We start from the raw sequence: 23,801 nt of genomic DNA on the forward strand, positions 1-23,801 counted from the left end.
GGCCCACACGTCATCATGCGACAGCGTGAGGCGCCCCCCCTTTTGTCAGCACTCGTTCAGTTGGTTCATTGTCGGGGAAAGCATGAACACATTAAGATTGAATACGTCCTATAACCGCCAGGAAGCGACTCTAGCACCCAGAGATGAATAATGTTAGAAAACAATCGAGATCCGTAAAGAAGGGTAAGAAGATGGACAACAACGTCGTGATTTATGATCTTGCCTTTTCAATTCAGTCCGGACCAGAGATAAAGAGATTTCTCAGCAACCCGAAACAATTTCTTATCGACCTCGGCGTCATGGACAAGCTTCCGGACTTCAACGGCGTAAGATGGTACGGCGGATCGGAAGTATCGATTAGTGATATCGAGGACATGGATATAGATGACGTAACTATAATGTGCCACCATGTCCCTGTCGTGTACCAAAACTACTGCTTCATCGAGTGCCGCGCATTGAAATAGCCGAAGAACCGCATTAATCTCCCATCACTTTGGGCGCGTGACGCAGTGACGGCCCGTGACAACACTACCCCCTTAAGGGGGTGTGTGGTTTGTCACGGTCACGGTCACGCTTAGCGCCTGATCTGTGACAAGAAATCGTAACGTGATAATTGCCACGCGTCGTCACGTTATGTCACGCCGCCAAGGCGTAGAGGCCGTTCGTTTCAGTCACGGTCCCGTCCTCTTGAAGGCGCCGCGCCCGTGCAAACCTTTGGCGCTTCCCGGCTTCGCTAAGGTCGCCAGCATCAGCGTAGACGGCAGCGCGCCACTGTTCTTCAGTGACAGGCCCGCCGTTGGCTTCGATCGCGCGCTGGAGGACAGCGGCTGCGGCGAGAGTAGCGCGCGGCACCTTCGACGCGGCGGGCTCGCCTTGGCGGCCCGGCTCGACGGCAACCAAAACCGGCGCCGTCGTGTCTATGCCGCGTGCCGATTCACCTAGCGAAACGGTCTCCATCTTGTAGCTCCGGTCCGGCCGGGCCTCAGATTCGTTGTTCTTCACCACGCGGGCCGTTGACGTATCGCCCTTCCGCGCGATCTGGATGACTGTATCGGCGGCCGCGTGAAGCTGCGTGGCGCCGCGCATGCGCTTTTCGTCACTGGCGCCGCTGTGGTGAACAACTAGGACGGTGCAAGGCACATCCGGGTTCCCCCATCGTGCCGCGTCATTCAGCGCATGTACGGCGCGGGCCATAGCCTCCGGGTTAGAGTCACTACCCGACATCGCGGCTGCCAATGTATCGATAACAACTAGATCGATCGTGTCGTCTAGCGACAGGCAAGCGCTACGGACTACTGCGCGCAGCTCACCAGGCCGCAAAAGGTCAATCGGCCCATCGTATATCATGAGATTGTCGAACGGATCACCGCCGCCGTGATGTTTGCAGAAGGCATCGATCCGGCGCTTGACTTGGCCCTGACGCTCGGCGGCGATGTAGAGAACGTTCCACCGAATTCCGCCTTCACCGCCGTCTATATCGAGACCGGCCGCCAATCGGCATGCCAAGTCAGTAGCGAAGACGCTTTTGCCCGCACCCGAAGCCCCGAATGCCACCGCAATATCATACTGCCCCAACCACCCAGGAACTAACCAATACTTATGCTCAGGCCCGCCTTTTTTCGAGTGAACAGTTAGAAACGGCGAGATACGCGCAAAAGCGGGGTGATCTACATCAAATTTATCGTAATCTATACTTGACATTTCTGACATATTGTCGTATATTCCGGCTTCTGATTGCGAATTTTTGCCGCGCCGGTTTACCGGTCGCGGCCTTTTTCTGTTGCTACGGCAACGTTACGGCAACGATTGACCCCGATTGGTCGCATTCGAACGTGATCATACACGCACAAAAGGCGCGGATTTCCGCGCCTTTTGAAACTTTTCATGTCGTTCGGGACGAGGGGGTCGCAGGTTCAAATCCTGCCACTCCGACCATTCTCACACGGGTTCCCGCCCTGCCGTGTGATCATCCCAATTCAGACGCATTCGCATTGCCCGTGGCGGTCCTTCAGGGACGTCGGACAGCAACCGGTTACTGGGACCGTATCTGCTGGAGAAATGGCAGGCGCCACCTCCGCAGGGTTCTCCCGACCTTGCGCAGCTTACGGGCCACCCATAGGCCGAAGCGCAGCTCGGCCGGCGCGCCGTCGAGCCGATAGCGGGTCTTCACGCGCTCCAGCGCGCTGGCGGCTTCGCTCTGCCGGTCCGCAGTGCAGTCGGCGGGCCCGCCTCGGTCGTCAGGAACGATCCATCCCGCGATCTCCTCCGCGAGATGGGCACGCATCGCCTGCACATCATGTCCGGCACGCAGAAGCGCCGCCGCGCGCTGCCGCAGCGTGTCGATCGCCCTGTCGCGCGCGTTCAGTTCCGCGTGCATGGCTGCGACGGTCGGCTCGAACTTGCGGAACCCGTCCAGGACGCTGACCGGACGGTCGAACGCGTCGAGGAGATGGCGGCTCTCGTCCCGGACATAGTACATGTTCAAGCCGTCGAAGAAGGCGCGCACGTATCCGGCCTCGATGAGGATCGGCTCCCACTCGTCATGGCAAAGCTGCGACGTGGTCGGCCTGGTCGCCTCCACCACCAGGATCCACGGACGATGGCGGGACCAGTCCGCCGATCGGATGACGCTCGCCTCCGATCCCTCCACGTCGATCTTCAGGAAATGGATCGTCCTTCCGGCCGCATGGTCGTCGAGGAGATCGGCGAGCCGCAGCGACTTGCGGCGCATCGCAACCGTCGGCCAGGCGCTGACCGTGTCCGCTCCCTGACCGGCCACGTGGGACAGGCCTTCGCCGCCATTCTGGACCTCCAGAAAGCTGACGTCGCCCACATCTTCGCCCACGACGACCTGAAGGTTGATGTCGCGCCCCCGCGCGCTGGCGAGTTCCGAATAGGTCGAACCCGGCTCGACGTTCAGTCCCGACCAGCCGGCGTCATAGAAGAGCTTGGTGACGGAATCGGTGACCGGGTGGAGCGCGCCGATGTCGACGTAGAACCCGGCCTCCACATCACGGAGGGCCCGCCACAGATAGATGTCCTCGAAATTCTGCGCAAAGCTGAAGCCGGCGCCGAACGGCACCGTCTCTTCGGCCTGCGGATAGTAGGCATAACGCAACGGCCGGTTCGGCCATGGGAACGATCGATCGCTCCCTCTCTCCGATGCGGGATCGAGAGTGGGATGCTCACCCCGCAGGGCGCCATGACCCGTTCGGCCCAGGCGCGCAAGCGCCCGGTCCTGTTCGACGACTCGACTCGATACAAACATGTCGCCCCGTCACCCGGGACCCGCCAGAAAAGACCAACGCGGCGAGCCGAGGTGTATGTTCAATTCACAAGATGCTGTGTGCCGTGCTCAGGCCGCAGCCGCGTAGATCTTCTGGGCCACCTCACGCGCGACATAGCGGCCTTTCCAGGATCGCTCGGGGGCGAACAGCCAGCCAAGCGCGCTCTGGGACAGCCAGGGGAAAAAGTCCCTGGTAATCTCGGCGATAAAGAGGCGATCGCCCTGATGGACGGACTGCCGCATGGCGCCATAGATGGCGTCGGCTTCGCGCCCGGTGTCGACCAGCCAGAGTTCGGCGCTCACCCGGTAGACATCGCCGAAGCGCTCCTGCAGGGCCTGGTCGAATGCGTCGGATCGTGCGGGGCTCGCCCCGTAATAGATGGTGTAGACCGCCATAAACCCCTCCGAAAGGTGCAGCTTGTTTCGGTAAGGCCGGACGCGGCACCTGCCAAATCGGCCGTTGTGGCCAAGGTCGCGCCGGAATGGTTAACGCCGGCTTAACCCGCACCCACGTGCGCCGATTTGACCGGATCATCGCCCGGCGACAGGTTTTCACTTTGGCGAAAGGGGCTTATCTGTGCGCCCAGGCGGGGCCGGATGGTCCCGCGATCTTTACCGCGAGCCCGAAAAATCCGCATGGCCCAGCCCCCGATCCTGACGCTTCAGGACATTCGACTCACCTTTGGTGGCATGACACTTCTGGATGGCGCCGAGCTTGCACTCGGCCCACAGGAGCGGTTGTGCCTGGTCGGCCGCAACGGGTCCGGAAAGTCGACGCTCCTGAAGATCGCCGCCGGCCAGATCGAGGCGGACGCCGGACGCCGGTTTCTGCAGCCGGGCGCCACCATCCGCTATCTGGGCCAGGAGCCGGACCTGTCGGGCTTTGCGACCGTGCGCGACTATGTGGACGCGGGCCTTGCGCCCGGAGACGCCGAGCACTCCGGCCAGATCTTCATCGAAGCGCTGGGACTGACCGGCGACGAGGAGCCCGGACGCCTGTCCGGCGGCGAGGCGCGGCGGGCGGCCCTGGCCCGGGCGCTGGCACCGGAGCCCGACGTCCTGCTTCTCGACGAGCCGACCAACCACCTCGACCTGCCGGCGATCGAATGGCTCGAGGCCACGCTGAAGGCGCGGCGCGGCGCGCTTGTCCTGATCAGCCACGATCGGCGCTTCCTCGAGGCGCTTTCCAACGCCACCGTCTGGCTCGACCGCGGCAGCACGCGTCGGCTGGACAGGGGCTTTGCCCATTTCGAGGACTGGCGCGACGAGGTTCTGGCGGCCGAGGAGAAGGAACGCCACCGGCTCGATCAGCGCATCGCCCAGGAGAACGAGTGGCTGCGCTACGGCGTCACGGCCCGACGCAAGCGGAACCAGGGCCGACTGCGGAAGCTGGCGGCCATGCGCCAGGAGCGGCGGGACCTGCGCGGCCCGACCGGAACGGCCAAGCTCGCCACGTCGGAGGCCGGTTCTTCCGGCAAGCGGGTGATCGCGGCGGAATCGATCTCCAAGTCGTTCGAAGGCCGTCCCATCGTTCAGGACCTGTCGATCGAGATCAACCGCGGCGACCGGCTCGGCATCGTCGGGCCGAACGGCGCCGGCAAGACCACGCTGATCAATCTCCTGACCACCCAGCTCGCGCCCGACACCGGTGTCGTGCGGCTGGGAACGGCGCTGGAAACGGTCACGCTCGACCAGCGGCGTGCCGCTCTCGACCCCAACGAGACCCTCTGGAAGACCATGACGGGCGGCTCCGGCGACACCGTCATGGTGGGCGGCGAAGCCCGTCACGTGGCCGGCTATCTGAAGGACTTCCTGTTTCTTCCCGAGCAGGCGCGCTCTCCCGTTTCCGCGCTGTCCGGCGGCGAACGGGGCCGGCTGATGCTGGCGCGCGCCTTCGCCCGCCCGTCCAACCTGATGGTGCTCGACGAGCCGACCAACGATCTCGACCTGGAGACCCTGGACCTGCTGGCCGAACTGATCGCCGACTATTCCGGAACGGTGCTGCTGGTCAGCCACGACCGCGACTTCCTCGACCGGACCGTGACCTCGGTTCTCGCGTCGGAAGGAGACGGCCGCTGGATCGAGTATGCGGGCGGCTACACCGACATGCTGTCCCAGCGGGGATCGGCGCCGGCCAAGTCGGTCGGAAAGGGTGAGGCAAAATCCGCCGCACCGAAGGCCAGCGCCCCAAAGCCCGCCCGGGCAGAGCCACGCCGCAAGCTGTCGTTCCGGGAAAAGCACGACCTGGAGACCCTTCCCGGCCGCATCGAGACGCTGGAGGCGGAAATCGCCCGGCTTCAGGAGACGCTCTCCGACCCCGAGCTATTCTCCAAAAAACCCGACCGCTTCAACGCGGCGACCGCGGAGCTGGAGAAGGCTTCGGCCGAGCGCGATGCGGCGGAGGAGCGCTGGCTGGAGCTGGAGATGCTGCGCGAGGAGCTGGAGAACGCCCGGTGACGGGCGACGCGTCGGACGCAGAGCGCTTCGTCGAGATCGACGACCCGGACGACCCGAGGATCGAAGCCTATCGCGCCATCCGGGAGCGCGACCTGGTTGGCCGGGACGAGAGCTTCATCGCAGAGGGCGCGGTCGTGCTGGATGTCCTCCTGCGCCTGTCGCGCTTCCGGCCGCAGTCCCTGCTGGTCGCCGAAAACCGAAAGGACGCCGCCCTCACGCTTCTGGCCGAAACCGGTACGGCCTGCCCGGTCTATGTGGCCAGCAAGCCCGTTCTCGATGCGATCGCCGGCTTCAACATACATCGCGGACTGCTCGCCCACGGTCACCGCGGGCCCCTGCCGGACTGGCAGAGCCTCGTACCACCCCCGGATCGCCCGGCGCTTCTGGTCGTGCTGGTGGGGCTCGCCAACCACGACAATGTCGGCGGCGTGTTCCGCAACGCCGCCGCCTTCGGAGCCGACGCCGTGCTGATTGATTCCACCACCTGCGATCCGCTCTACCGCAAGGCGATCCGGGTCTCAGTCGGCGGCAGCCTGACCGTGCCATTCGCGCGCTTTTCCGATATCGGCGCGCTGTGCGCCCATCTGGACGACGCCGCCGTCACATCGCTCGGTCTGGCGACATCGGGCTCGGAAGAGCTCGCCCACCTCGTGCCGCCGCAACGTGCCGCCGTCTTCCTCGGCGCGGAGGGGCCCGGGCTGCCGGACCGGCTCCTGTCGAGAATCCGGACCGTGCGCATCCCGATGGCGGCCAACTTCGATTCCCTGAACGTGGCCACCACAGCGGGCATCGCCCTGCATCATCTCCGCTCGGCACCGGTCCGGCCGGCGCAGTAAGGCGGCAGTCCCGCGGATTTCCGGGGGTACTCAGCGCGCAGCGCGCGCAATAGGTTGCGGTCGGCCAGAGTTGGGGGCCGCACTACCCATGCCGATCTTTCTCGTTTCCTACACGTCGCCGAGCCACCCGCCGGAGGCTGTCGACCGGCAGGTGCGCGCCAGCGCCCGCGATGCCTGTCGCATCGACGCGTCGCTCTGGCTTCTCGATGCCGATACCGCCGCCGAGGATATCCTGAAGGCTTTGAAACAGGCGTGCGACCCCGGCGACCGGATGTTCGTGGTCCGGATCAGTCGGGACTACGCGTCCAATCTTCCCGAAAACGGTCTGCGCTGGCTGCTGGCGCCCGAGCGGCGGTGGTCGGAGCGTGCCGGATCGTCACACGCCTTCGGCTCCGGTTAGGACCGGGCGTGAGGCAGGGGACCGCCAGCAACGGGCTCAGGGCGCGGACGCCCGCTCAGTCGCCGGCGTAGGACAGCAGCGAGTGCACCAGGACGCCCTTGTCACGGAGCTTCTTCGATCCGCCGAGGTCCGGCAGGTCCACGATGAACGCCGCCCCGACCACGGACGCCTGAGATCGCCTGAGAAGTTCCAGTCCGGCATCCGCCGTCCCGCCGGTCGCGATCAGGTCGTCGATTAGAAGCACACGCTGGCCGGGCGCGATGGCGTCGGCATGGATCTCGATCGTGTCGACGCCGTATTCCAGGGTGTAGTCCTGCCCGATCGTCTTGCCCGGCAGCTTGCCCTTCTTGCGGATCGGCACGAAGCCGCGGCCGAGCTCATGGGCGACGGCGCCGCCGAGAATGAACCCGCGCGCCTCGATGCCCACCACCACGTCGACATTCTGTTTCAGGAACGGCCACAGCAGGCCGTCGATCGCCGTCCGCAGTCCGACCGGATCGGCGATCAGGGTGGTGACGTCGCGGAACTGGATCCCCTGCTTCGGATAGTCCGGGATCGTCCGGATCAGGTCTTCAAGCGCGGGCTTGGTGTAGTCGGACATGTCGGGTGGTCTCCGCTCCGCCAACCGGCCGTGAAGCTCTGCGCCGGACTTCTCGTGTCACATATTGGCGGGGATAAAGCGGGAATGCCGGCGACGCAACGACCGCCGACAGCCCAGTTCTCAAACGCCGATCAACGATCGGCCGGCGCCGCTAAGGGGCCGTCACGCGAAATCAGTTCGCGGTATAGTAGCCGCCGGCACCGCTTTGAACATTCCGGTTATAGTAGCGGTTTCCCTCGCGGAAGACCTCGAGACGAATATTGATGTCACCGGTCATCGACAGGATCCCCTTGTTCGAGATTTTGTAGCGTCCTTTCTGACCGCTCTTGTTCACCCAGGTCCCATCGGGCTTGTAGGTGGTCGAATGCTGCCGCGAAGACACTGTCTTGCCGACGTAAGCCGCAGCAACCTCCTGCCCGTTGAGCTTCACCCTCTGGCCGGCAATCTGATCGATGCGTGTTTCCACACCGATATTGTGAGGCACACTACCCGCGGAAACGGCGCTCGAGGAGATGAAGAGGCCCATCGAGCCAGCAATGACAGCAATCGCAGCGTATGTCTTCATTTTTACCTTCCAAGAAATAATCAATGTGATTTTATAGAAACAAAGCAGCGGAGCGCGCAACCACTGGATAGGCATCAGCATCCGGCAAATCAGATAGCGGGACTGCCGCCTCAGTAGTCGACCTTGACCAGATAGAGCCCCGTCGCCGGCGCGACCGGACCGCACCGTGACCGCTCCGCCGCGTCCAGTGCGGCCTTCATGTCCCCGGGTGTCCACTTGCCGAGCCCGACCTGGACCAGCGACCCGACCATCGAACGCACCTGATTGTGCAGGAACGACCGGGCCGATGCCCGCACCGCGATTTCGTCGGCCGTGCGCATCACGTCGAGCCGGTCCAGCGTCTTGTTCGGGCTGGCCGCCTGACACTGGGCGGAGCGGAACGTGGTGAAGTCGTGGTGCCCGACCAGGGCCTGGGCGCCGGCGTGCATGGCATCGGCGTCGAGCGGCGTGCCCACCTGCCAGGCGCGGCCGGCCTCGATCGCCAGCGGCGCCCTGCGGTTCACGATCCGGTAGAGATAGTGGCGTGCGCTCGCGGAAAAGCGGGCGTCGAAATCATCGCCGACCTGCTCCGCGGCGACGACCGCGATCGGATCCGGGCGAAGGTGCGCGTTGGTGGCGTCGCGCACGGTATCGCTCGGCCAGTCCTTGCCGAGATCGACATGGGCGACCTGCCCGAGCGCGTGCACGCCCGCATCGGTCCGCCCGGCCCCGCCGATCGTGACGCTCTCGCCGGCGAAGGCGGCAATCGCCGCCTCCAGACGCCCCTGAACGGACCGGCCTTCGGCCTGGCGCTGCCAGCCGACGAACGGGGCTCCGTCATATTCGATGGTGAGCTTGTAGCGCGGCATGCGTGCCGTCCATCAGAGGAGCTGCGTGCCGGGCTCCAGCCGGAGGCCGCGCAGCAGGTCAGCGCCGCTCATCGGGGCCTTGCCGGCACGCTGCACCTGAACGAGCCGGATGGCTGCGTCGCCGCACGCAACGGTTCCATCCTCTTCGAGCAGGGTTCCCGGCGTACCGGCCCCCTCCGCCATCTCGGAGCGCAGGACCTTCACCCGATCGGCCTTGTCGCCGGCCGGGACCTCGCACCAGGCTCCGGGAAACGGTGACAGGCCGCGGATCCGGTCGTGCACCCGCGCGGCGGGCTGAGACCAGTCGATCCGGGCTTCCGCCTTGTCGATCTTGTCGGCGTAAGTCACGCCCTCGTCGGACTGGGCGACCGCATCCAGGGTGCCGCGCTCAATGGCGCCGAGCGCGCGGACCATCAGATCCGCTCCGAGCCGGGCAAGGACGTCGTGCAGGTCGCCGGCCGTCATGTCCGGGCCGATCGCGACACGCTCTTCCATGCACACCGGACCCGTATCGAGCCCCGCCTCCATGCGCATGATGGCGACCCCGGTTTCCGCGTCGCCCGCCATGATGGCGCGCTGGATCGGCGCGGCCCCCCGCCAGCGCGGCAACAGCGAGGCATGCACGTTGAAGCAGCCCGCCTCCGGGACCTCCAGAATGCTCTTCGGCAGGATCATGCCGTAGGCGATGACGATCGCGGCATCGGCACCATGGGCCGCAAAGGCGGCGGCCGCTTCCTCGCCCTTGAGGCTGGAGGGGGTCAGCACGGGCAGGCCGAAGCGTTCGGCCGCCTCGTGCACCGGCGACTTGCGCGCTTCCATGCCGCGGCCCGAGCGGGCCGGCGCACGGGTGTAGACCGCCGCAACGTCATGCCCCTGGCCGACGATCTCCGTCAGCGTCGGCACCGCGAAGTCAGGGGTTCCCATGAAGACGAGCCTGAGCGGCATCGCATATCCCGTGCGTTTGGACCGGCGCGGGCCGGAGGGAGGTCCGTCGAGAGGCGCTACGCCTTCTCGGTGGCGGCGAGGCGCGCCTGCTTGGCGAATTTCTTGGTGACGCGGTCGCGCTTCAGCCGCGAGAGATAGTCGATGAACAGAACGCCGTTCAGATGGTCGATCTCGTGCTGGATGCAGGTCGCGAGGATGCCGTCGGCCGTGATCTCCTGCGCAGCCCCGTCCCGATCGAGATAGCGGACGGTCACCTCGGCCGGCCGCTCGACCTCCTCATAATATTCGGGGATCGACAGGCACCCTTCCTGATGCACGCGGGTCTCTTCGGACTGCCAGGTGATTTCAGGGTTGATCAGCGCCATCGGCGCCTTCTCTTCCTCGTCTCCAGCCACGTCGAGGACCACGATCCGCTCAAGCACGCCGATCTGGGGCGCGGCGAGACCGATGCCGGGGGCGGCATACATGGTCTCCAGCATGTCATCGACGAGCGCACGCACGTCGTCATCGACGGCAGCGACGGGCTCCGCGACCTTGCGCAGAACGGGATCGGGTATCACGAGGATCGGGCGTTTCGACATGTGCCCGATTTATGGGCTTCCCGCGGTCCGGTCAACGCACGACGTTCACTCGGGCCGCCGTTTACCACGTTCCGCAGTGCCGAATCGCTGCGAGCAGAACAAATCGCGAATCAGATATTCTCCGCCGATGTCGGATTCCACATTCGTCCTCTTCGGCCGGACACTCACTGTCGCCGAGGCGCTGATTGCCATATCGGCCGTCGCGCTTCTGGCGCTGTTTCTGGTTCTTGTCGCGCTCGTGCGCGCCAATCGGTCGCGCACGGCCACAGAGCGGGCGGCTGAGGAAAAGAGCCGGGCGCTCGAAGCCCAGATGGCGGAACTCATGCGCATGCAGTCGGAAACCTCCGGCCGGCTGCAGACGGTGGCGGAGGTCTTCGGCAGCCGGCAGTCGGAGATGACGCGGGCGCTTTCGGAGCGCCTCGACGGCATGGGCCACCGGCTCGGATCGTCCATGTCCCAGGCCTCCAACACGACCCACGACACGCTGCGCCAGCTGCACGAGCGGCTTGCCGTGATCGACAGCGCCCAGAAGACGATGTCGGGCCTCTCCGATCAGGTCACCCAGCTGGAACGGATCTTTTCCGACAAGCAGAGCCGCGGCGCCTTCGGACAGGGCCGGATGGAGGCGATCGTCCGCGACGGGCTGCCGGAGGAGTCCTTCACCTTCCAGCCGACGCTGTCCAACAACTCCCGGCCGGACTGCGCCATCCACCTGCCCAACGGCGCGCCCGACCTGATGATCGACGCCAAGTTTCCGCTGGAATCGTTTTCCCGGATCGAGCAGGCTGAGACCGAGCAGGACCTGAAGGAGGCTCAGCAGGCCGCCCGGCGCGACCTGATCAAGCACATCGACGATGTGCGCAAGAAGTACCTGATCCCCGGCGAGACCCAGGACCTCGCCTTCGTGTTCGTGCCGTCGGAGTCGCTCTTCGCCCAGATCCACGAACGGTTTCCCGAGGTGGTCCAGCGCGCCTACCGGGCCCGGGTCGTGGTGCTGTCGCCCACCCTCCTCCACCTCGCCATACAGGTCGTGGTCACCGTGATCCGCGACGCCCGCATCCGCGAGGAGGCCCACGTGATCCGGGCCGAGGTCGGCCATCTCATGGACGACGTGAACCGTCTCTTCGATCGGGTCATGAAGCTCCAGCAGCACTTCGGCCAGGCCCAGAAGGACGTGGAGCAGATCGTGATTTCGGCGGAGAAGGTGTCCAAGCGCGGCAGCCGCATCGAGGCGCTGGAAATGGAGACCGACGGCGAGGCACAGGAGCCCCGTCCGACCCGGGCCGCGCGCGCAAGCTAGATCTTGGAGGCTTGCCGATGCCGGGCCAGAGAATTGCGCCAGACGTCAGGCTTGACCGACCGGCCGCGCGCAGGCACTCAACCTGAATGAGCATCCTGTTCGCAGCTTCTGGTTTCACTGCCAGCGACTGGCGCCCCAAGATCGAGGCATTCGCCGGCGGCCGTGCCGTCGCGGTTCACGGCGAGGACGACTACGACACGGCGGCGATCCGCTACGCTTTGGTCTGGAAACCACCGAGCGGACTGCTCGCATCGCTCCCTAAACTCGAGGTTGTCTTCAATCTCGGAGCCGGCGTGGACGCGCTCGCGGCCGACCCGACCCTGCCCGACTGTCCGCTGGTCCGCGCCGTGGAGCCGGACATGACGATGCGGATGACGGAGTGGATCGTGCTGCAGGTGCTGACCCACCACCGCCAGGCGCTCGCCTATCTGGACCAGCAGCGCAGCCGCGAGTGGCGCGATCTCGACCAGCCCCCGGCCTCCGCCGTCCGGGTCGGGATGATGGGCATGGGCACGCTCGGATCAGATGCCGCCGACGTCCTCCGCCGGCTGGGGTTTCAGGTGGCCGGATGGAGCCGCACCCCGAAGACCGTCGACGGCGTGGAGATGTTTTCGGGCGATGCCGGGCTCGACCGCTTCCTGCGGCGCACGGATATCCTGGTCGTGCTGCTGCCGCTCACCGACGCCACCCGCGGCATCCTCAACATGAATTTGTTCGAGAAGCTGGCCCGCAACGGTGCCCTGCCCGGCCCCATCCTGATCAATGCCGGGCGCGGCGGCCTGCAGGTCGAGGCCGACATTCTCAAGGCGCTGTCGACCGGAGCGCTGGAGGCGGCGTCCCTCGACGTGTTCGAGACGGAACCTCTCTCGGAGGTTCACCCGTTCTGGTCGCACCCCCGGGTGATCGTCACCCCGCACGTGGCCGCCGTCAGCGATCCGACCGCGATCTGCCGCAACATCCTGGGCCAGATCGATGCCTATGAGCGCGGCGAGCCGCTGCAGAACGTGGTGGATCTCAAGGTGGGGTATTGAAGCGGCGAGTACGCGAACGATCGCGCTGTCGGCGCACCTAGCCCTGGATTCCGGCCTTCGCCGGAATGAGCGGAGTCGTAGGCGAGGCGCGAATCAAAGCTGCAGCGTTTCGTAGAGATCATCCCACTCCGGATTCATCTCTTCGATCAGGCGGAGCTTCCATGCGCGGTGCCAGGTCTTGATCTGACGTTCGCGGGTGAACGCCGCCTCCCGGCTATCGTGGATTTCATACCAGACGAGACGGGAAACGCCGTACCGGGCCGAGAAGCCGCGTCGGACTTTTTCGCGATGCTCATATACCCGCTGAGCAAGGTTGTCGGTCATGCCGAGATACAGCGTGCCGTTTCGCCTGTTTGCAAGCAGATAGACCGCAAAACTCATGCCCGCACTCGATGACGGAACGACAAGGCGTTGCCTCGTACGATCAGCGCTGGACTTTAACTCCGCTCATTCCGGCGAAGGCCGGAATCCAGCAGCTGCCTCACCACTCGGCAGGAGCCGAATCAGTATTGAGCCCGCTCGACAACCTGGCGAGGATCGCAGTAGGTCTCCTAATACCCGACGCCGGTCCAGGACGCGGAACTGATCACAGGGCCTTCGATCACCGGGTCGCTCACCGATCGCTCGGCCGTGGCAACGTCGATCCGGCGCACTGTCCGCACCGGTCCAGCGACATTGGCGATGCGCGCAACGGCCTGTTCGACAGGCTCCACGATGGTCATCATGTGGTGGCCGTTGGCGTGGAGCAGACGGCCGGCGTCCACCATCACGCCGACATGGCCCGGCCAGAACAGGAGATCGCCCCGCTGGTAGGCCTCTCCCTCAACGGCGGTGCCTAGGCCGGCTTCCTGCATGTCTGAATCGCGCAGGCAGGCGATCCCGGCCATCCGGCAGGCGATCTGGATGAGCCCCGAACAGTCTATGCCGAAGCGCGTGGTGCCGCCCCAGAGATAGGGCGTGCCGATGAAGCTCTCCGCCACCGAGACCCAGTCCGGCGCCACCACATCGAGGGGAGCCAGATGGCGCGCCACCATGAATGACCCGGTGTCGAGGCGCGCAAAGCGCACGCTGCCGCGCTCCTCTTCCCCTGCAACCGCCACAGTGGCGCCCAGGGGCACGCTGCCGAGCGGCGGCAGTTTGATGTCAGGGCCGGGAAACAGGAAGGTCGCCGATGCGAAGACACGGTGGGTCGGAGCCGGATCGGCGGCGCCGAGCTCGTCCGACGAGACATAGCCGACATAGCCGTCCTCGGCGCGCTGCACCCAGGCCCAGCCTTCGGAAGTCTCCTCGAACACATGGATCAGATCGCCGGCGAGCGCTTCCGTGTCGAGCGGCGCGTCGGGGCGGGGCTCGCGGCGCAGCGGCGCGATCGCAGACCGGATGCGCCGCCGCTCAGCCTGCACGAACCGGTCGGCGGACACCTGGCCCTTCAACCGCTCGTCGGCCAGATCCGGACGGACCGCGTTCAGGCGCCGATCGAACTCACCGGCGGCGCTCACGTGCGGGCCTCGACGCGGTCCTTCAGGAGCGAGTAGAGCGCCCGGATTGTCTGCGCCGCGCCCCCTTTCGGATAGCCGGGCCGGTCGCTGGAGGACCAGGCGAACAGATCGATGTGGGCCCAGCTCGGCGCCTTCTCCACGAATTTCTCCAGAAAGAGCGCCGCCGTGATGGCACCCGCGAGCGGCTGCGAGGAAATATGGTTCACGTCGGCGACCTCCGACTTGATCCACGCGCGATAGCCCGGCCAGAGCGGCAACCGCCAGAGCGGATCGTCGACCGCTTCGCCGTGGCGCAGGATCGACGCCGCCAGATCATCGTCGGGAGTGAACAGCGCGGGCAGTTCGGGGCCGAGGGCAACCCGCGCGGCACCGGTCAGGGTCGCGAAATCGATCAGGAGGTCCGGCGTTTCCTCGTCGGCGAGCGCCAGCGCGTCGGCCAGAATCAGGCGGCCTTCCGCGTCGGTGTTGCCGATCTCGACGGACAGCCCCTTCCGGCTCCTCAGCACGTCCCCGGGCCGGAAGGCGTTGCCGGAGATCGCGTTCTCGACCGCGGGGATCAGGACCCGGAGACGGACGGGCAGCCCCGCATCCATCACCATCAGTGCCAGACCGAGCGCATGCGCGGCGCCGCCCATGTCCTTCTTCATCAGGAGCATCGAGCTCGGCGGCTTGATGTCCAGGCCGCCGGTATCGAACACCACGCCCTTGCCGACGAGGGTCACCTTGGGCGCGTCCTCCGGCCCCCATTGCAGATCGATCAGCCTGGGTGCGCGCGGGCTGGCCTGCCCCACGGCGTGGATCATCGGGAAGCCTTCGCGCAGCGCGTCGCCCTCGATCACCGAGAACGAGGCTGCGTAGCGCTCCGACAGGGTGCGGGCCGCAGCGGCGAGTTCGTCGGGCCCGAGATCGTTGGCGGGGGTGTTGACGAGATCCCGGGTGAGCGTCGCCGCCTCGATGATCCGGATCATTTCGTCCCGATCGACCTCGGCCGGCAGGACGAGCTTCACCCCCGAAGGCTTGGCTTCGGTGTAGCGGCCGAACCGGTAGCTGGAGAGTGCGAAACCGAGAACGCTGGTCGCCGGGTCGTCGAACCCGTCCTGCAGCCGGTAGGATCCCGCCGGCAGCTTGTGGAGGGCTGCGGCCGCGAACGGTTCCACCGCATCCGGTGCCCCGAGCCCCAGGAGCGCCACCACCACGCGCCCGCCCGCATCCGGGCAGGCCAGCACGGATCCCGCCGACGCCTTGAAATCGTTGGCGCGCGCCCACTCCGACATGGGCGAGGGCAGGCTCTCGATCACGCCGTCCAATGTCGCCGTCGTCGCCGCATAGACGGGAATGGCGCCGGCCTCACCGGCCTGATCGACGAGACACGTATCCAATTCACAACCCCATGGCTCTCGCTGTCGTGGTGGCGACGGCCGGATTCGACCGGACCTGCCATTGGGGGTTTTATCAGCTTGTCGCCGGATCGGAAGGTCCCGCGCAGTGATCTTCGGTCACTCCGGCGCGCGTCCGTCCGGTATCTAGAAACCGGCTCCGAACATCCAGCCCACGAGATCGAGGATCGGGCCACCGACCGCCATCAGCGCGACGGCAATGGCCGAGGCGAGGAGAGCCGCCACGAGCCCAAGCTCGCCAGCACTCCCCTCGCGTTCAATCCGGTCCACTTGTTTGACGCGGGTCCGCATGACCCATCTCCCGCTTGTCCGCTTGCTTTGCGTCACACCGATTGTCTTCCGGCTTTGTTGTGACGATCGCCTCATGGGAGCGACGATGGGCGCGCCCCGTTGCGCAAGCGTTAATGCGGACGTGCCCGCGGCCTCTGCCGCCGGGCAACTGCGGCGCAAGGTTAATTTGCTCTAAGCGGAACCGGTCAAATCGTTCGGGCACCCCCCAGGCGTCGTCCGGGCGCGCCCTTCGGCGTGCAATCAGGCCGCAGACACCGCCAGAAATGGCCGTAAACGGCCAAAAGCGCACCTGTTGCACTTTTTTCTTGAAATGCGGGCGCACAATGTGCATATCTGTCTCAGTCAAGGACAAGAGCTTCAGAAAGGAGGCCGCCATGTTGAACGAACTCGTTCTCGGACGTGCCCTGTATTGCCAGCCCAAGACCCGGCCCGAAAAACCCGCAACGAGCCGCGTCGGCTCCGCGTCGCGGCAGGCCTGGCACTGGTTCGCCGGCCGCAGGCACTGACAGCTACCGGAAGGCGTGGCTCCGAAAGGATCCGCGCTTTTCGGCTTGAGCGCCCCTTTCCACCCCTCCTCCACGCACAATGCGGCCCGATCGCACGACGGATTCAGCGCAAATCGCCAAACGCACTTGACGAACAGCGCCGCCGACGCGGAGCTTAGGGCTTTGCTGTTCGGGCTGACTCGGTTCGAACGAGAAGACCTGCTCAGGGTTTGAACCTGGAGCCATGACCTGCCGGGCAGATGGATTCATCTGCGCGGGAACGGCTCCGGAAACACGGCCCAGCGTAGCCGGGCATGCGGGAGGGTGATTGATGGCGGCGGCGGATGCGATCCGGGCACAGCGGGATAACGACGCGGCACATGCCCCGGCCCCGCGCTATTTCGAGGACCTCGCCGACGGCCAGCGCCTTCCCCCCCTGTCAGTGACCCTGACCGAAGACGACATCATCGCCTTCGGCCGCGCCTACGACCCGCAGCCCTTCCACATCTCCTCCGACGAGGCCGGCAGTTCGATTTTCGGCGAGCTGGTCGCCTCAGGCATCCACACAGTGGCCCTATGCACCCGGCTCGTCGTCGAAGGCCAGCATGGTCTCGTGGTGCTGTCGGGCCTCGGCCTTGACGCGGTGTCCTTCACCAACCCCGTGCGCGCCGGCGACACGCTGGCCGTAGAGGCCTGGTGGAGCGACCTGAAGCGGTCCGCCTCCAAGCCCGACCGCGGTTTCGCCCGGCTGAACTGCCGGGTCCGCAACCAGGACGGCGTGATCGTCGCCGACTATGCCTACCGCTATCTGATCGCCAGCAAGCCTTAGAGCAACGCCAGGGAAAGTGGGAACCGGTTTTCCGTCCGACGTTGCGACGAAAAACGATGACCTCACGCCGAGCTCGCTTCGCTCACCGGCTCCGGGTCACGTCGCCCTGGATCCCCGCTTTCGCGGGGATGAGCGGAGCCGTGGGGCTGACGGCAGAGCAAAACAGGCACCGCCTCGCCATATCACTCGAACCAGCGCGCGACCGCGCGCCGGCCGGAGGCCGCCCACCCGGAGCGGGTGAGCGAAGCGAACTCCGCGTGAGGGGAAAGAAACCAGCCCGCGCCCGCGCAGCCGGTGCGCGTCAGCGCACTCGGCGTGAGCGATACAAAGCCTAGATGCTCTGGTTGTAGTCGCCGACTTCCGGGTTCTCCCGGAGTACGCCGTCCACGGCCTTGAACATCTCGCGCATGCGCTCCTCGGAGACCGGGCTTTCGATCACCACGACCAGCTCCGGCTTGTTGGACGAGGCGCGCACAAGGCCCCACGTCCCGTCCTCGGCGATGACGCGGACCCCGTTGACGGTCACCAACTCGGAGATGGGCTGGCCCGCGACCTTTTCGCCGTTGGCATGCATCTCCTCGAAGCGCTTCACCACCTTGTCGACGACGCCGTACTTCTTCTCGTCGTCGCAATGGGGCGACATGGTCGGGGTCTGCCAGGTCTTCTGGAGTTCGCCGCGCAGATCCGACATCGACTTGTCCGGATTGCGGTCGAGCATCTCCAGGATCGCGAGCGCGGAGACGAGACCGTCGTCATAGCCGCGGCCCACCGGCGGGTTGAAGAAGAAGTGGCCGGACTTCTCGAAGCCGGCGACGGCATTGAGCTCGGTCACCCGCCGCTTGATGTGGGAGTGGCCGGTCTTCCAGTAGTCGATGTGGGCGCGGTTTTCCTTCAGGACCGGGTCGGTCTGATAGAGGCCGGTCGACTTCACGTCGGCCACGAAGGTCGCGTCGGGATGCAGTTTGGACAGATCCCGGGCCAGCATCACGCCGATCACGTCGGCATAGATCTCCTGCCCCTTCTCGTCGATCACGCCGCAGCGGTCGCCGTCGCCGTCGAAGCCGAAGCCGACATCCGCCTTGTGCTCCAGAACCGCGTCGCGGATCGCATGGAGCATCTCCATGTCTTCCGGGTTCGGATTGTATTTCGGGAAGGAGTGGTCGAGCTCGGTGTCCAGCGGGATCACCTCGACGCCAAGCCGCTCCAGCGCTTCCGGCGCGAATGCGCCCGCCGTCCCGTTGCCGCAGGCCGCGACGACCTTGAGCGGCCGTTTGATGGCGCGGTCCTTCACCAGATCGTCGATGTAGCGCTTGGGGAAGTTCTCCACGAACACGTAGGAGCCGCCGCCGGCGAGATCGAACGCCGCGTTCAGCACGATCTCCTTGAGCCGGCCCATCTCGTCAGGCCCGAAGGTGCGCGGCCGGTCGGCGCCCATCTTCACGCCGGTCCAGCCGTTCTCGTTGTGGGACGCCGTGACCATGGCGCAGGCCGGCACGTCCAGCTCGAACTGGGCGAAATAGGCCATCGGCGTCAGCGCCAGGCCGATGTCGTGCACCTTGCACCCGGCCGCCATCAGGCCGGAGACCAGCGCCATCTTGATGGTCGAGGAATAGGACCGGAAATCGTGACCGGTCACGATCTCCTGGGGCTTGCCCATCTCCTTGAGCAGCGTGCCTAGCCCCATGCCCAGCGCCTGCACGCCCATCACGTTGATCTCCTTGCCGAAGATCCACCGCGCATCGTACTCGCGGAACCCGGTAGCCTTGACCATCGGCTCGGATTCGAAGGCGTAGGTGTTGGGGGTGAGCTGCGGCTTCGGCTTGGGGAACATGGCGAGCTTTCCTCGGTCCGGCTTTTCGATTGGTTGCGCCTCTCCTAGAGCCTTTTCCGATCCCGTGGAAGCACGGGATCGACAAGAAGTGGCTCAAGATTCGAACCTGGCGCACGCTGGCGGAGGGCGTCAGACGACCCGGCGGCGGAGGTGCACCTACTTCGTGCCGAAAATGCGGTCGCCGGCGTCGCCGAGCCCCGGCACGATGTAGGCGTGCTCGTTCAGTCCCTCGTCGATCGCGGCGGTGATGATGGAGACGTCCGGGTGGTGTCCCTGGAGCGCGGACAGGCCTTCCGGCGACGCCAGCACGCACACGAACCGGATGTTGGTGGCGCCCCGCTCCTTCAGCCGGTCGATGGCCGCGATCGCAGAGTGCCCGGTCGCCAGCATCGGATCGACGACGATGACCAGCCGCTCGTCCAGATCCTCGGGGGCTTTGAAGTAGTACTCCACCGCCTGCAGCGTCTGGGGATCCCGGTAGAGGCCGATATGCGCCACGCGGGCCGCCGGCACCAGATCCAGCATGCCGTCGAGAAGGCCGGTCCCGGCCCTGAGGATCGACGCGAACACGAGCTTCTTGCCGGCAAGCAGCGGCGACCGGGTCCGGGTGAGCGGCGTTTCGATCTCCACCTCTTCGAGCGCCAGGTCCCGGGTCGCCTCATAGCAGAGCAGGGTCGCCATCTCGCGGATCAGGCGACGGAAACTGGCCGTCGAAGTGTCCTTGACGCGCATCAGAGTCAGCTTGTGCTGCACCAGGGGATGGTCGACGACCGTCACATCGCTCATGTCGGGTTCTGTCCTGTTGGAGAGCTTTCAGAAAACGGTGCCATCGCTGTCGACGCGCAGCGGCGGACCGGCGTCGGCACGGCGCTCCAGCGCAATGGCCCGGCCGGCCGCCCAGCTTCCGCCTTCCAGCACGCAGGCGAGCGGAAAGACCGACGGCGCCACGTCGAGACGCCCGCGCACCTTCTCTGCAAGGACATCCAGCAGACACACCGTCAGCGCGCGCCAGCCGACGATCAGAGGACTGTCGACCGGGTGCGAACGCTGCGCGTCGTCCGGGTCGGCCAGCGAGATCACCCCGCCGTCGATGAACAGGCCGCCGTTGCGGTATTCGGCGAGCCCCGGCAGTCCGTCCAGGTCGGTGACCTCGACGCCTGCCAGGTCGAGCGGTTCGATCAGCGACAGCGCGAGCCAGGTGGAAAGCTTGTGGAAGGGCACCAGATCCGCGCCCGGCTCCTCGCCGCTCAACGACGGATGGCGCCAGGTGTCGCCCAGCGGCATGCCCGCCAGTTCCAGGCGCCCGGGGAACGCCGGCGTCAGCCCGTCGAGCACCACGTCGAGGATCGTCGCGGCGGGCACACGGCCTTCTTCGGCCCGGTAGATCAGCGCGTCGATCAGCCCGCCCGGACGCGGGTCGTCGTCCACGGCGAAGAGATCGCGCCGGTTCTCCATCGCATGGGCAAGCCGCGCCAGCACCTGGGTGCGGCCGGACAGGCCGACGATGGGGTTGTCCGGCGAGACCTGAAGCCCACTGGCGAGTTCGTCCTCGCCGATCGCCGCCAGCGCGACCGCATCGGCGCGGAGGGGATCGGCAGGAACACCGGAGAAGAGGCCGCCTGCGAACATAGCCAGGGACGCGATCGCGAGCCCTTCCGACCGGGCATGGGTTTCTCCGGTCAGCGCCTCCCGGTAATGCCATTCGGACCCGGCGCCGGCATCCAGCAGCACGCTGACGACGGCGAGATCAGCGGCGGCACGCGCCGCCTGGCGCGGGCTGTCGAAACCGCGGGCACCCGCCAGCATGCCCCAGCGGTCCAACCCGCCGGCCTCGAAGTGGCGCCAGCGCGAATGCAGCGACACCGAGAGATCGGGAAACCGCGCCTGGGTCACGGCCGCTACCCGCGCCGCGACCTCGTCCATGCGGTCGAGATGAAGCGTAAGGCCCGGAAGCCCGCCCTCCTCCGCGAGCGCGAACAGCCGCGCGCTCCGCTCGCGCACCGCGCCGGCTCGCATCAGGCGCCCGTAGGCTTCGCGTTCAGCGGTCATCGAGGCCCCGCCCGCGCACGTCCGACAGGGGCGCGCCTGCCGGTTCGTCGGCCGAATAGTAGCCGGCCGCCTTCTTCGCCTCGATCTCCACGTGGGCGTCTTCCGGAACCAGCTCGGGCGGGATCGGCACCCGCTCCCCGATCGCAACGCCGGAGCCCGTCACCGCCTCGTATTTCATGTTCGACATGGAGACGAACCGGTCGATCTTCGTCACGCCTAGCCAGTGGAACACGTCGGGCATGAGTTCCTGGAACCGGGCATCCTGCACGCCGGCCACGCATTCGGTCCGCTCGAAATAGGCGTCGGCGGTGTCGCCGGCCGCAGCCCGCTTGCGGGCGTTGTAGACGAGGAACTTCGTCACCTCCCCGAGCGCGCGCCCTTCCTTCCGGTTGTAGATCACGAGTCCGGTGCCGCCCGCCTGCGCGCCCCGGATGCATTCCTCGATCCCATGGATCAGATAGGGCCGGCAGGTACAGATGTCGGAGCCGAACACGTCCGATCCGTTGCACTCGTCGTGGACGCGGCAGGTCACCTTGCGGGCCGGATCGGCGAGGCCTTCCGGATCGCCGAAGATATAGACCGTCGCCCCACCGATCGGCGGCAGGAAGACCTCCAGATCCGGGCGCGTGACCAGTTCGGGATACATCCCGCCGGTCTGTTCGAAGAGCACGCGCCGGAGCGCGCTCTCGGTGATGTTGAAGCGGTGGGCAATGCCGGGCAGGTGCCAGACCGGATCGATCGCGATCTTGGTGACGGCCACCTCGCCGCCATCCCGCAGGATTTCTCCGTCCGGCGCGAGCCGGCCGTCGGCGATCGCCATCGCGATTTCCGCCATGGTCAAGCGCGACCGGGTGACGGCGATGGTGGGCCGGATGTCCACGCCCTCCGCAATCTCCCGCGCGAACGCCTCGCCGACCATGTGGCCCCAGGGATCGAGCGCCACGATGGCCCCGGGCGCATGCCAGGCCGGATTGGCGGGAATGTCGACCACCGGTGCCGTGTCGCGCAGATCCGGTCGCTGGATCGGATTGAGCGCCCCGGCGGCGACCGCGAGCCCGCGATACAGAGCATAGGCACCGCCATAAGTTCCGATGACGTTGCGGTCGGCCGGCCGCGTGACGGATCCGACCACCGGGCCGCGCGCGGCCGGCGTCTCCACGCCCCATCGGATGGGGAACCTGACCGGCGCGCCGGCTCCGGGGTGCGACGTCAGACGGATGTGGGTGGTCCGATTGATTGGCGAGGTCATTGAACACGTTCTCACGGGCAGGCGACACTTGTCGATCCCGTCATATGGCGACGGAATGCGTTATGCCAAAGCCGGTTCCTGCGAAACGATCCGACGGGGCCGACCGGCGTTTACCGGATTGACCGTGACAGGTGGGCTCGGCCAAATAGGTCCGGTCTTATTCTTCCTGCCGCCAAGGTTCGGCGCGCGCGCAACCTTCTTCGGGACCAATCCTGCCAGTCGTGCGTTGCGCCCCTGTTGCCCGCCAGAGCCGAGGAGATCAGATGGCACGCCCGCACGGAGACAACGATCCACTGGCCTTCCCGGTGTTGATTGCCGACGTCGGCGGCACCAACGCGCGCTTCGCGATGATCTCGGACGTCTACAGCGAGATGAAGCATTTTCCGACCGTCTCCACGTCGGACTACGACTCGCCGATGGCGGCGATCGAGCAGGCCGTGCTCGCGCGCACCTCGTCGCTTCCCAAATCGATCGTGATGGCGATTGCCGGCCCCGTCGATGTCGCGACGATCAAGCTCACCAACGCCGACTGGGTCATCGATCCGGCCGAGCTGATCGAGACCTTCGGCCTCGACGAGATGGTGCTCGTCAACGATTTCGAGGCGCTCGCGCTGGCGTTGCCATCGCTCGATGAGGGCGACCTGATCCCGCTGGGGACAGCCACGCCGAAGCCGCACGCCCCGCGCGTCGCGATCGGCCCGGGCACGGGACTTGGCGTGTCCGCCCTCGTCAACTCCGCCGGGCGGGTCACTCCGATACCCGGCGAAGGCGGCCACATCAGTCTCGCCCCGGAGACGGACGAGGACTTCGAACTCTGGCCGCTGTTCGAGCGCTATCACGGCCGCATTTCCGGCGAAGCGCTGCTGTCCGGCCCCGGCATCCTGCGGATCTACCGCGCGGTCTGCGCCCTGCGCGGCGTGGAACCGGCCGCGGTCGCCGGCGAGGACGTCAGCGAGCACGCCGAAGCCGGCGATCAGGCGGCGGTCACGGCGATGCGCCTGTTCTGCACCTATCTCGGCCGGTTCGCCGGCGATCTCGCCCTGATTTTCCTGGCCCATGGCGGCGTCTACATCGCCGGCGGCATCGCGCCGAAGATCCGGCGCTTTCTCGCCGACGGCCACTTCCGTGCCGCCTTCGAAGCAAAAGCGCCCCATCAGGCGATCATGAAGACCATCCCGACGTCGGTGGTGACCCACGACCGTCCCGCTCTGGAAGGCATCGCCGCCTTCGCGCGCACCCCGAGCCGCTTCGCCATTTCGCTGCAGGGCCGCCGGTTCGCGCGCAAGGACATGGACGACTGATTCGGTTCCGGCAAAGGCCG

General features: G+C 66.2%; 24 protein-coding genes. 8 read left to right on the forward strand and 16 right to left on the reverse strand.

What is annotated here, in order from left to right:
- Positions 1-191: 191 nt before the first annotated feature.
- On the forward strand, positions 192-464 hold the full coding sequence (locus tag J2S73_RS19130; protein ID WP_306887279.1) for a hypothetical protein: 273 nt from the start codon (positions 192-194) through the stop codon (positions 462-464).
- A 172-nt stretch (positions 465-636) separates the two neighbouring features.
- On the opposite strand, the gene J2S73_RS19135 is transcribed toward J2S73_RS19130, so the two are convergent.
- The 3 genes from J2S73_RS19135 to J2S73_RS19145 all read right to left on the reverse strand — a co-directional run bounded on the left by J2S73_RS19135 (position 637) and on the right by J2S73_RS19145 (position 3,682).
- Positions 637-1,701, reverse strand: a complete 1,065-nt coding sequence (locus J2S73_RS19135; RefSeq protein WP_306887280.1) for an AAA family ATPase — start codon at positions 1,699-1,701, stop codon at positions 637-639.
- 331 nt (positions 1,702-2,032) lie between these two features.
- On the reverse strand, positions 2,033-3,118 hold the full coding sequence (locus J2S73_RS19140; RefSeq protein ID WP_306887281.1) for an FkbM family methyltransferase: 1,086 nt from the start codon (positions 3,116-3,118) through the stop codon (positions 2,033-2,035).
- A gap of 237 nt (positions 3,119-3,355) precedes the next feature.
- Positions 3,356-3,682 (reverse strand): hypothetical protein, encoded by a 327-nt coding sequence (locus tag J2S73_RS19145; RefSeq protein WP_306887282.1) that lies wholly within the window; start codon positions 3,680-3,682, stop codon positions 3,356-3,358.
- Between the two features lie 240 nt (positions 3,683-3,922).
- Here J2S73_RS19145 and J2S73_RS19150 point away from each other — a divergent pair, with 240 nt between their 5' ends.
- The 3 genes from J2S73_RS19150 to J2S73_RS19160 all read left to right on the forward strand — a co-directional run bounded on the left by J2S73_RS19150 (position 3,923) and on the right by J2S73_RS19160 (position 6,979).
- On the forward strand, positions 3,923-5,743 hold the full coding sequence (locus tag J2S73_RS19150; RefSeq protein WP_306887283.1) for an ATP-binding cassette domain-containing protein: 1,821 nt from the start codon (positions 3,923-3,925) through the stop codon (positions 5,741-5,743).
- Positions 5,740-6,579 (forward strand): TrmH family RNA methyltransferase, encoded by an 840-nt coding sequence (locus J2S73_RS19155; RefSeq protein ID WP_306887284.1) that lies wholly within the window; start codon positions 5,740-5,742, stop codon positions 6,577-6,579. The genes J2S73_RS19150 and J2S73_RS19155 overlap by 4 nt, the downstream gene beginning before the upstream one ends.
- An 88-nt stretch (positions 6,580-6,667) precedes the next feature.
- Positions 6,668-6,979 carry a hypothetical protein gene (locus J2S73_RS19160; RefSeq protein WP_306887285.1) on the forward strand — a complete coding sequence of 104 codons (312 nt, stop codon included), beginning with the start codon at positions 6,668-6,670 and terminating at the stop codon, positions 6,977-6,979.
- Positions 6,980-7,034: 55 nt separating this feature from the next.
- On the opposite strand, the gene J2S73_RS19165 is transcribed toward J2S73_RS19160, so the two are convergent.
- The 5 genes from J2S73_RS19165 to J2S73_RS19185 form a co-directional block, all read right to left on the reverse strand.
- Positions 7,035-7,580, reverse strand: coding sequence for an adenine phosphoribosyltransferase (locus J2S73_RS19165; protein WP_306887286.1), 546 nt, complete (start codon positions 7,578-7,580; stop codon positions 7,035-7,037).
- Positions 7,581-7,752: 172 nt separating this feature from the next.
- A complete protein-coding gene (locus J2S73_RS19170) occupies positions 7,753-8,226 on the reverse strand; it encodes a hypothetical protein (RefSeq protein WP_306887287.1) in 474 nt (157 codons plus the stop codon).
- 29 nt (positions 8,227-8,255) lie between these two features.
- Positions 8,256-8,993, reverse strand: coding sequence for a tRNA pseudouridine(38-40) synthase TruA (truA, locus tag J2S73_RS19175; protein ID WP_306887288.1), 738 nt, complete (start codon positions 8,991-8,993; stop codon positions 8,256-8,258).
- A gap of 12 nt (positions 8,994-9,005) precedes the next feature.
- A complete protein-coding gene (gene fmt / locus J2S73_RS19180; RefSeq protein ID WP_306887289.1) occupies positions 9,006-9,938 on the reverse strand; it encodes a methionyl-tRNA formyltransferase in 933 nt (310 codons plus the stop codon).
- A 56-nt stretch (positions 9,939-9,994) separates the two neighbouring features.
- A complete protein-coding gene (locus J2S73_RS19185) occupies positions 9,995-10,519 on the reverse strand; it encodes a peptide deformylase (RefSeq protein ID WP_306887290.1) in 525 nt (174 codons plus the stop codon).
- Positions 10,520-10,646: 127 nt separating this feature from the next.
- Between J2S73_RS19185 and J2S73_RS19190 the strand changes: the two genes are divergently transcribed.
- On the forward strand, positions 10,647-11,819 hold the full coding sequence (locus tag J2S73_RS19190; protein WP_306887291.1) for a DNA recombination protein RmuC: 1,173 nt from the start codon (positions 10,647-10,649) through the stop codon (positions 11,817-11,819).
- Positions 11,820-11,905: 86 nt separating this feature from the next.
- Positions 11,906-12,850 (forward strand): 2-hydroxyacid dehydrogenase, encoded by a 945-nt coding sequence (locus tag J2S73_RS19195; protein WP_306887292.1) that lies wholly within the window; start codon positions 11,906-11,908, stop codon positions 12,848-12,850.
- 93 nt (positions 12,851-12,943) lie between these two features.
- On the opposite strand, the gene J2S73_RS19200 is transcribed toward J2S73_RS19195, so the two are convergent.
- The 4 genes from J2S73_RS19200 to J2S73_RS19215 form a co-directional block, all read right to left on the reverse strand.
- The gene (locus tag J2S73_RS19200) at positions 12,944-13,231 is read right to left on the reverse strand and encodes a GIY-YIG nuclease family protein (RefSeq protein ID WP_306887293.1); all 288 of its coding nucleotides are present in this window, start codon (positions 13,229-13,231) and stop codon (positions 12,944-12,946) included.
- Positions 13,232-13,401: 170 nt separating this feature from the next.
- Entirely contained in the window at positions 13,402-14,349 is a 948-nt protein-coding gene (locus tag J2S73_RS19205; protein WP_306887294.1) for a C40 family peptidase, read from the reverse strand.
- Positions 14,346-15,728, reverse strand: a complete 1,383-nt coding sequence (locus tag J2S73_RS19210) for a leucyl aminopeptidase family protein (RefSeq protein WP_306887295.1) — start codon at positions 15,726-15,728, stop codon at positions 14,346-14,348. The genes J2S73_RS19205 and J2S73_RS19210 overlap by 4 nt, the downstream gene beginning before the upstream one ends.
- A 144-nt stretch (positions 15,729-15,872) precedes the next feature.
- On the reverse strand, positions 15,873-16,037 hold the full coding sequence (locus J2S73_RS19215; RefSeq protein WP_306887296.1) for a hypothetical protein: 165 nt from the start codon (positions 16,035-16,037) through the stop codon (positions 15,873-15,875).
- Positions 16,038-16,853: 816 nt separating this feature from the next.
- Here J2S73_RS19215 and J2S73_RS19220 point away from each other — a divergent pair.
- On the forward strand, positions 16,854-17,351 hold the full coding sequence (locus tag J2S73_RS19220; protein WP_306887297.1) for a MaoC/PaaZ C-terminal domain-containing protein: 498 nt from the start codon (positions 16,854-16,856) through the stop codon (positions 17,349-17,351).
- A gap of 331 nt (positions 17,352-17,682) precedes the next feature.
- Here the strand turns inward: J2S73_RS19220 and J2S73_RS19225 are convergent, their stop codons facing one another.
- The 4 genes from J2S73_RS19225 to J2S73_RS19240 form a co-directional block, all read right to left on the reverse strand.
- Positions 17,683-19,182 carry a phosphomannomutase/phosphoglucomutase gene (locus J2S73_RS19225; RefSeq protein WP_306887298.1) on the reverse strand — a complete coding sequence of 500 codons (1,500 nt, stop codon included), beginning with the start codon at positions 19,180-19,182 and terminating at the stop codon, positions 17,683-17,685.
- A 156-nt stretch (positions 19,183-19,338) separates the two neighbouring features.
- Positions 19,339-19,968: a uracil phosphoribosyltransferase gene (gene upp, locus J2S73_RS19230; RefSeq protein WP_306887299.1), complete on the reverse strand. Its 630-nt coding sequence runs from the start codon at positions 19,966-19,968 to the stop codon at positions 19,339-19,341.
- A 27-nt stretch (positions 19,969-19,995) separates the two neighbouring features.
- Entirely contained in the window at positions 19,996-21,231 is a 1,236-nt protein-coding gene (locus J2S73_RS19235) for a DUF1688 family protein (RefSeq protein ID WP_306887300.1), read from the reverse strand.
- A complete protein-coding gene (locus J2S73_RS19240; RefSeq protein ID WP_306887301.1) occupies positions 21,221-22,480 on the reverse strand; it encodes a GTP cyclohydrolase II in 1,260 nt (419 codons plus the stop codon). The genes J2S73_RS19235 and J2S73_RS19240 overlap by 11 nt, the downstream gene beginning before the upstream one ends.
- A 263-nt stretch (positions 22,481-22,743) precedes the next feature.
- Between J2S73_RS19240 and glk the strand changes: the two genes are divergently transcribed.
- Entirely contained in the window at positions 22,744-23,781 is a 1,038-nt protein-coding gene (glk, locus tag J2S73_RS19245) for a glucokinase (RefSeq protein WP_306887303.1), read from the forward strand.
- Positions 23,782-23,801 lie beyond the last annotated feature (20 nt).

It is taken from the genome of Amorphus orientalis (assembly GCF_030814015.1).
In the GTDB taxonomy this organism is placed as follows: Bacteria; Pseudomonadota; Alphaproteobacteria; order Rhizobiales; family Amorphaceae; genus Amorphus; species Amorphus orientalis.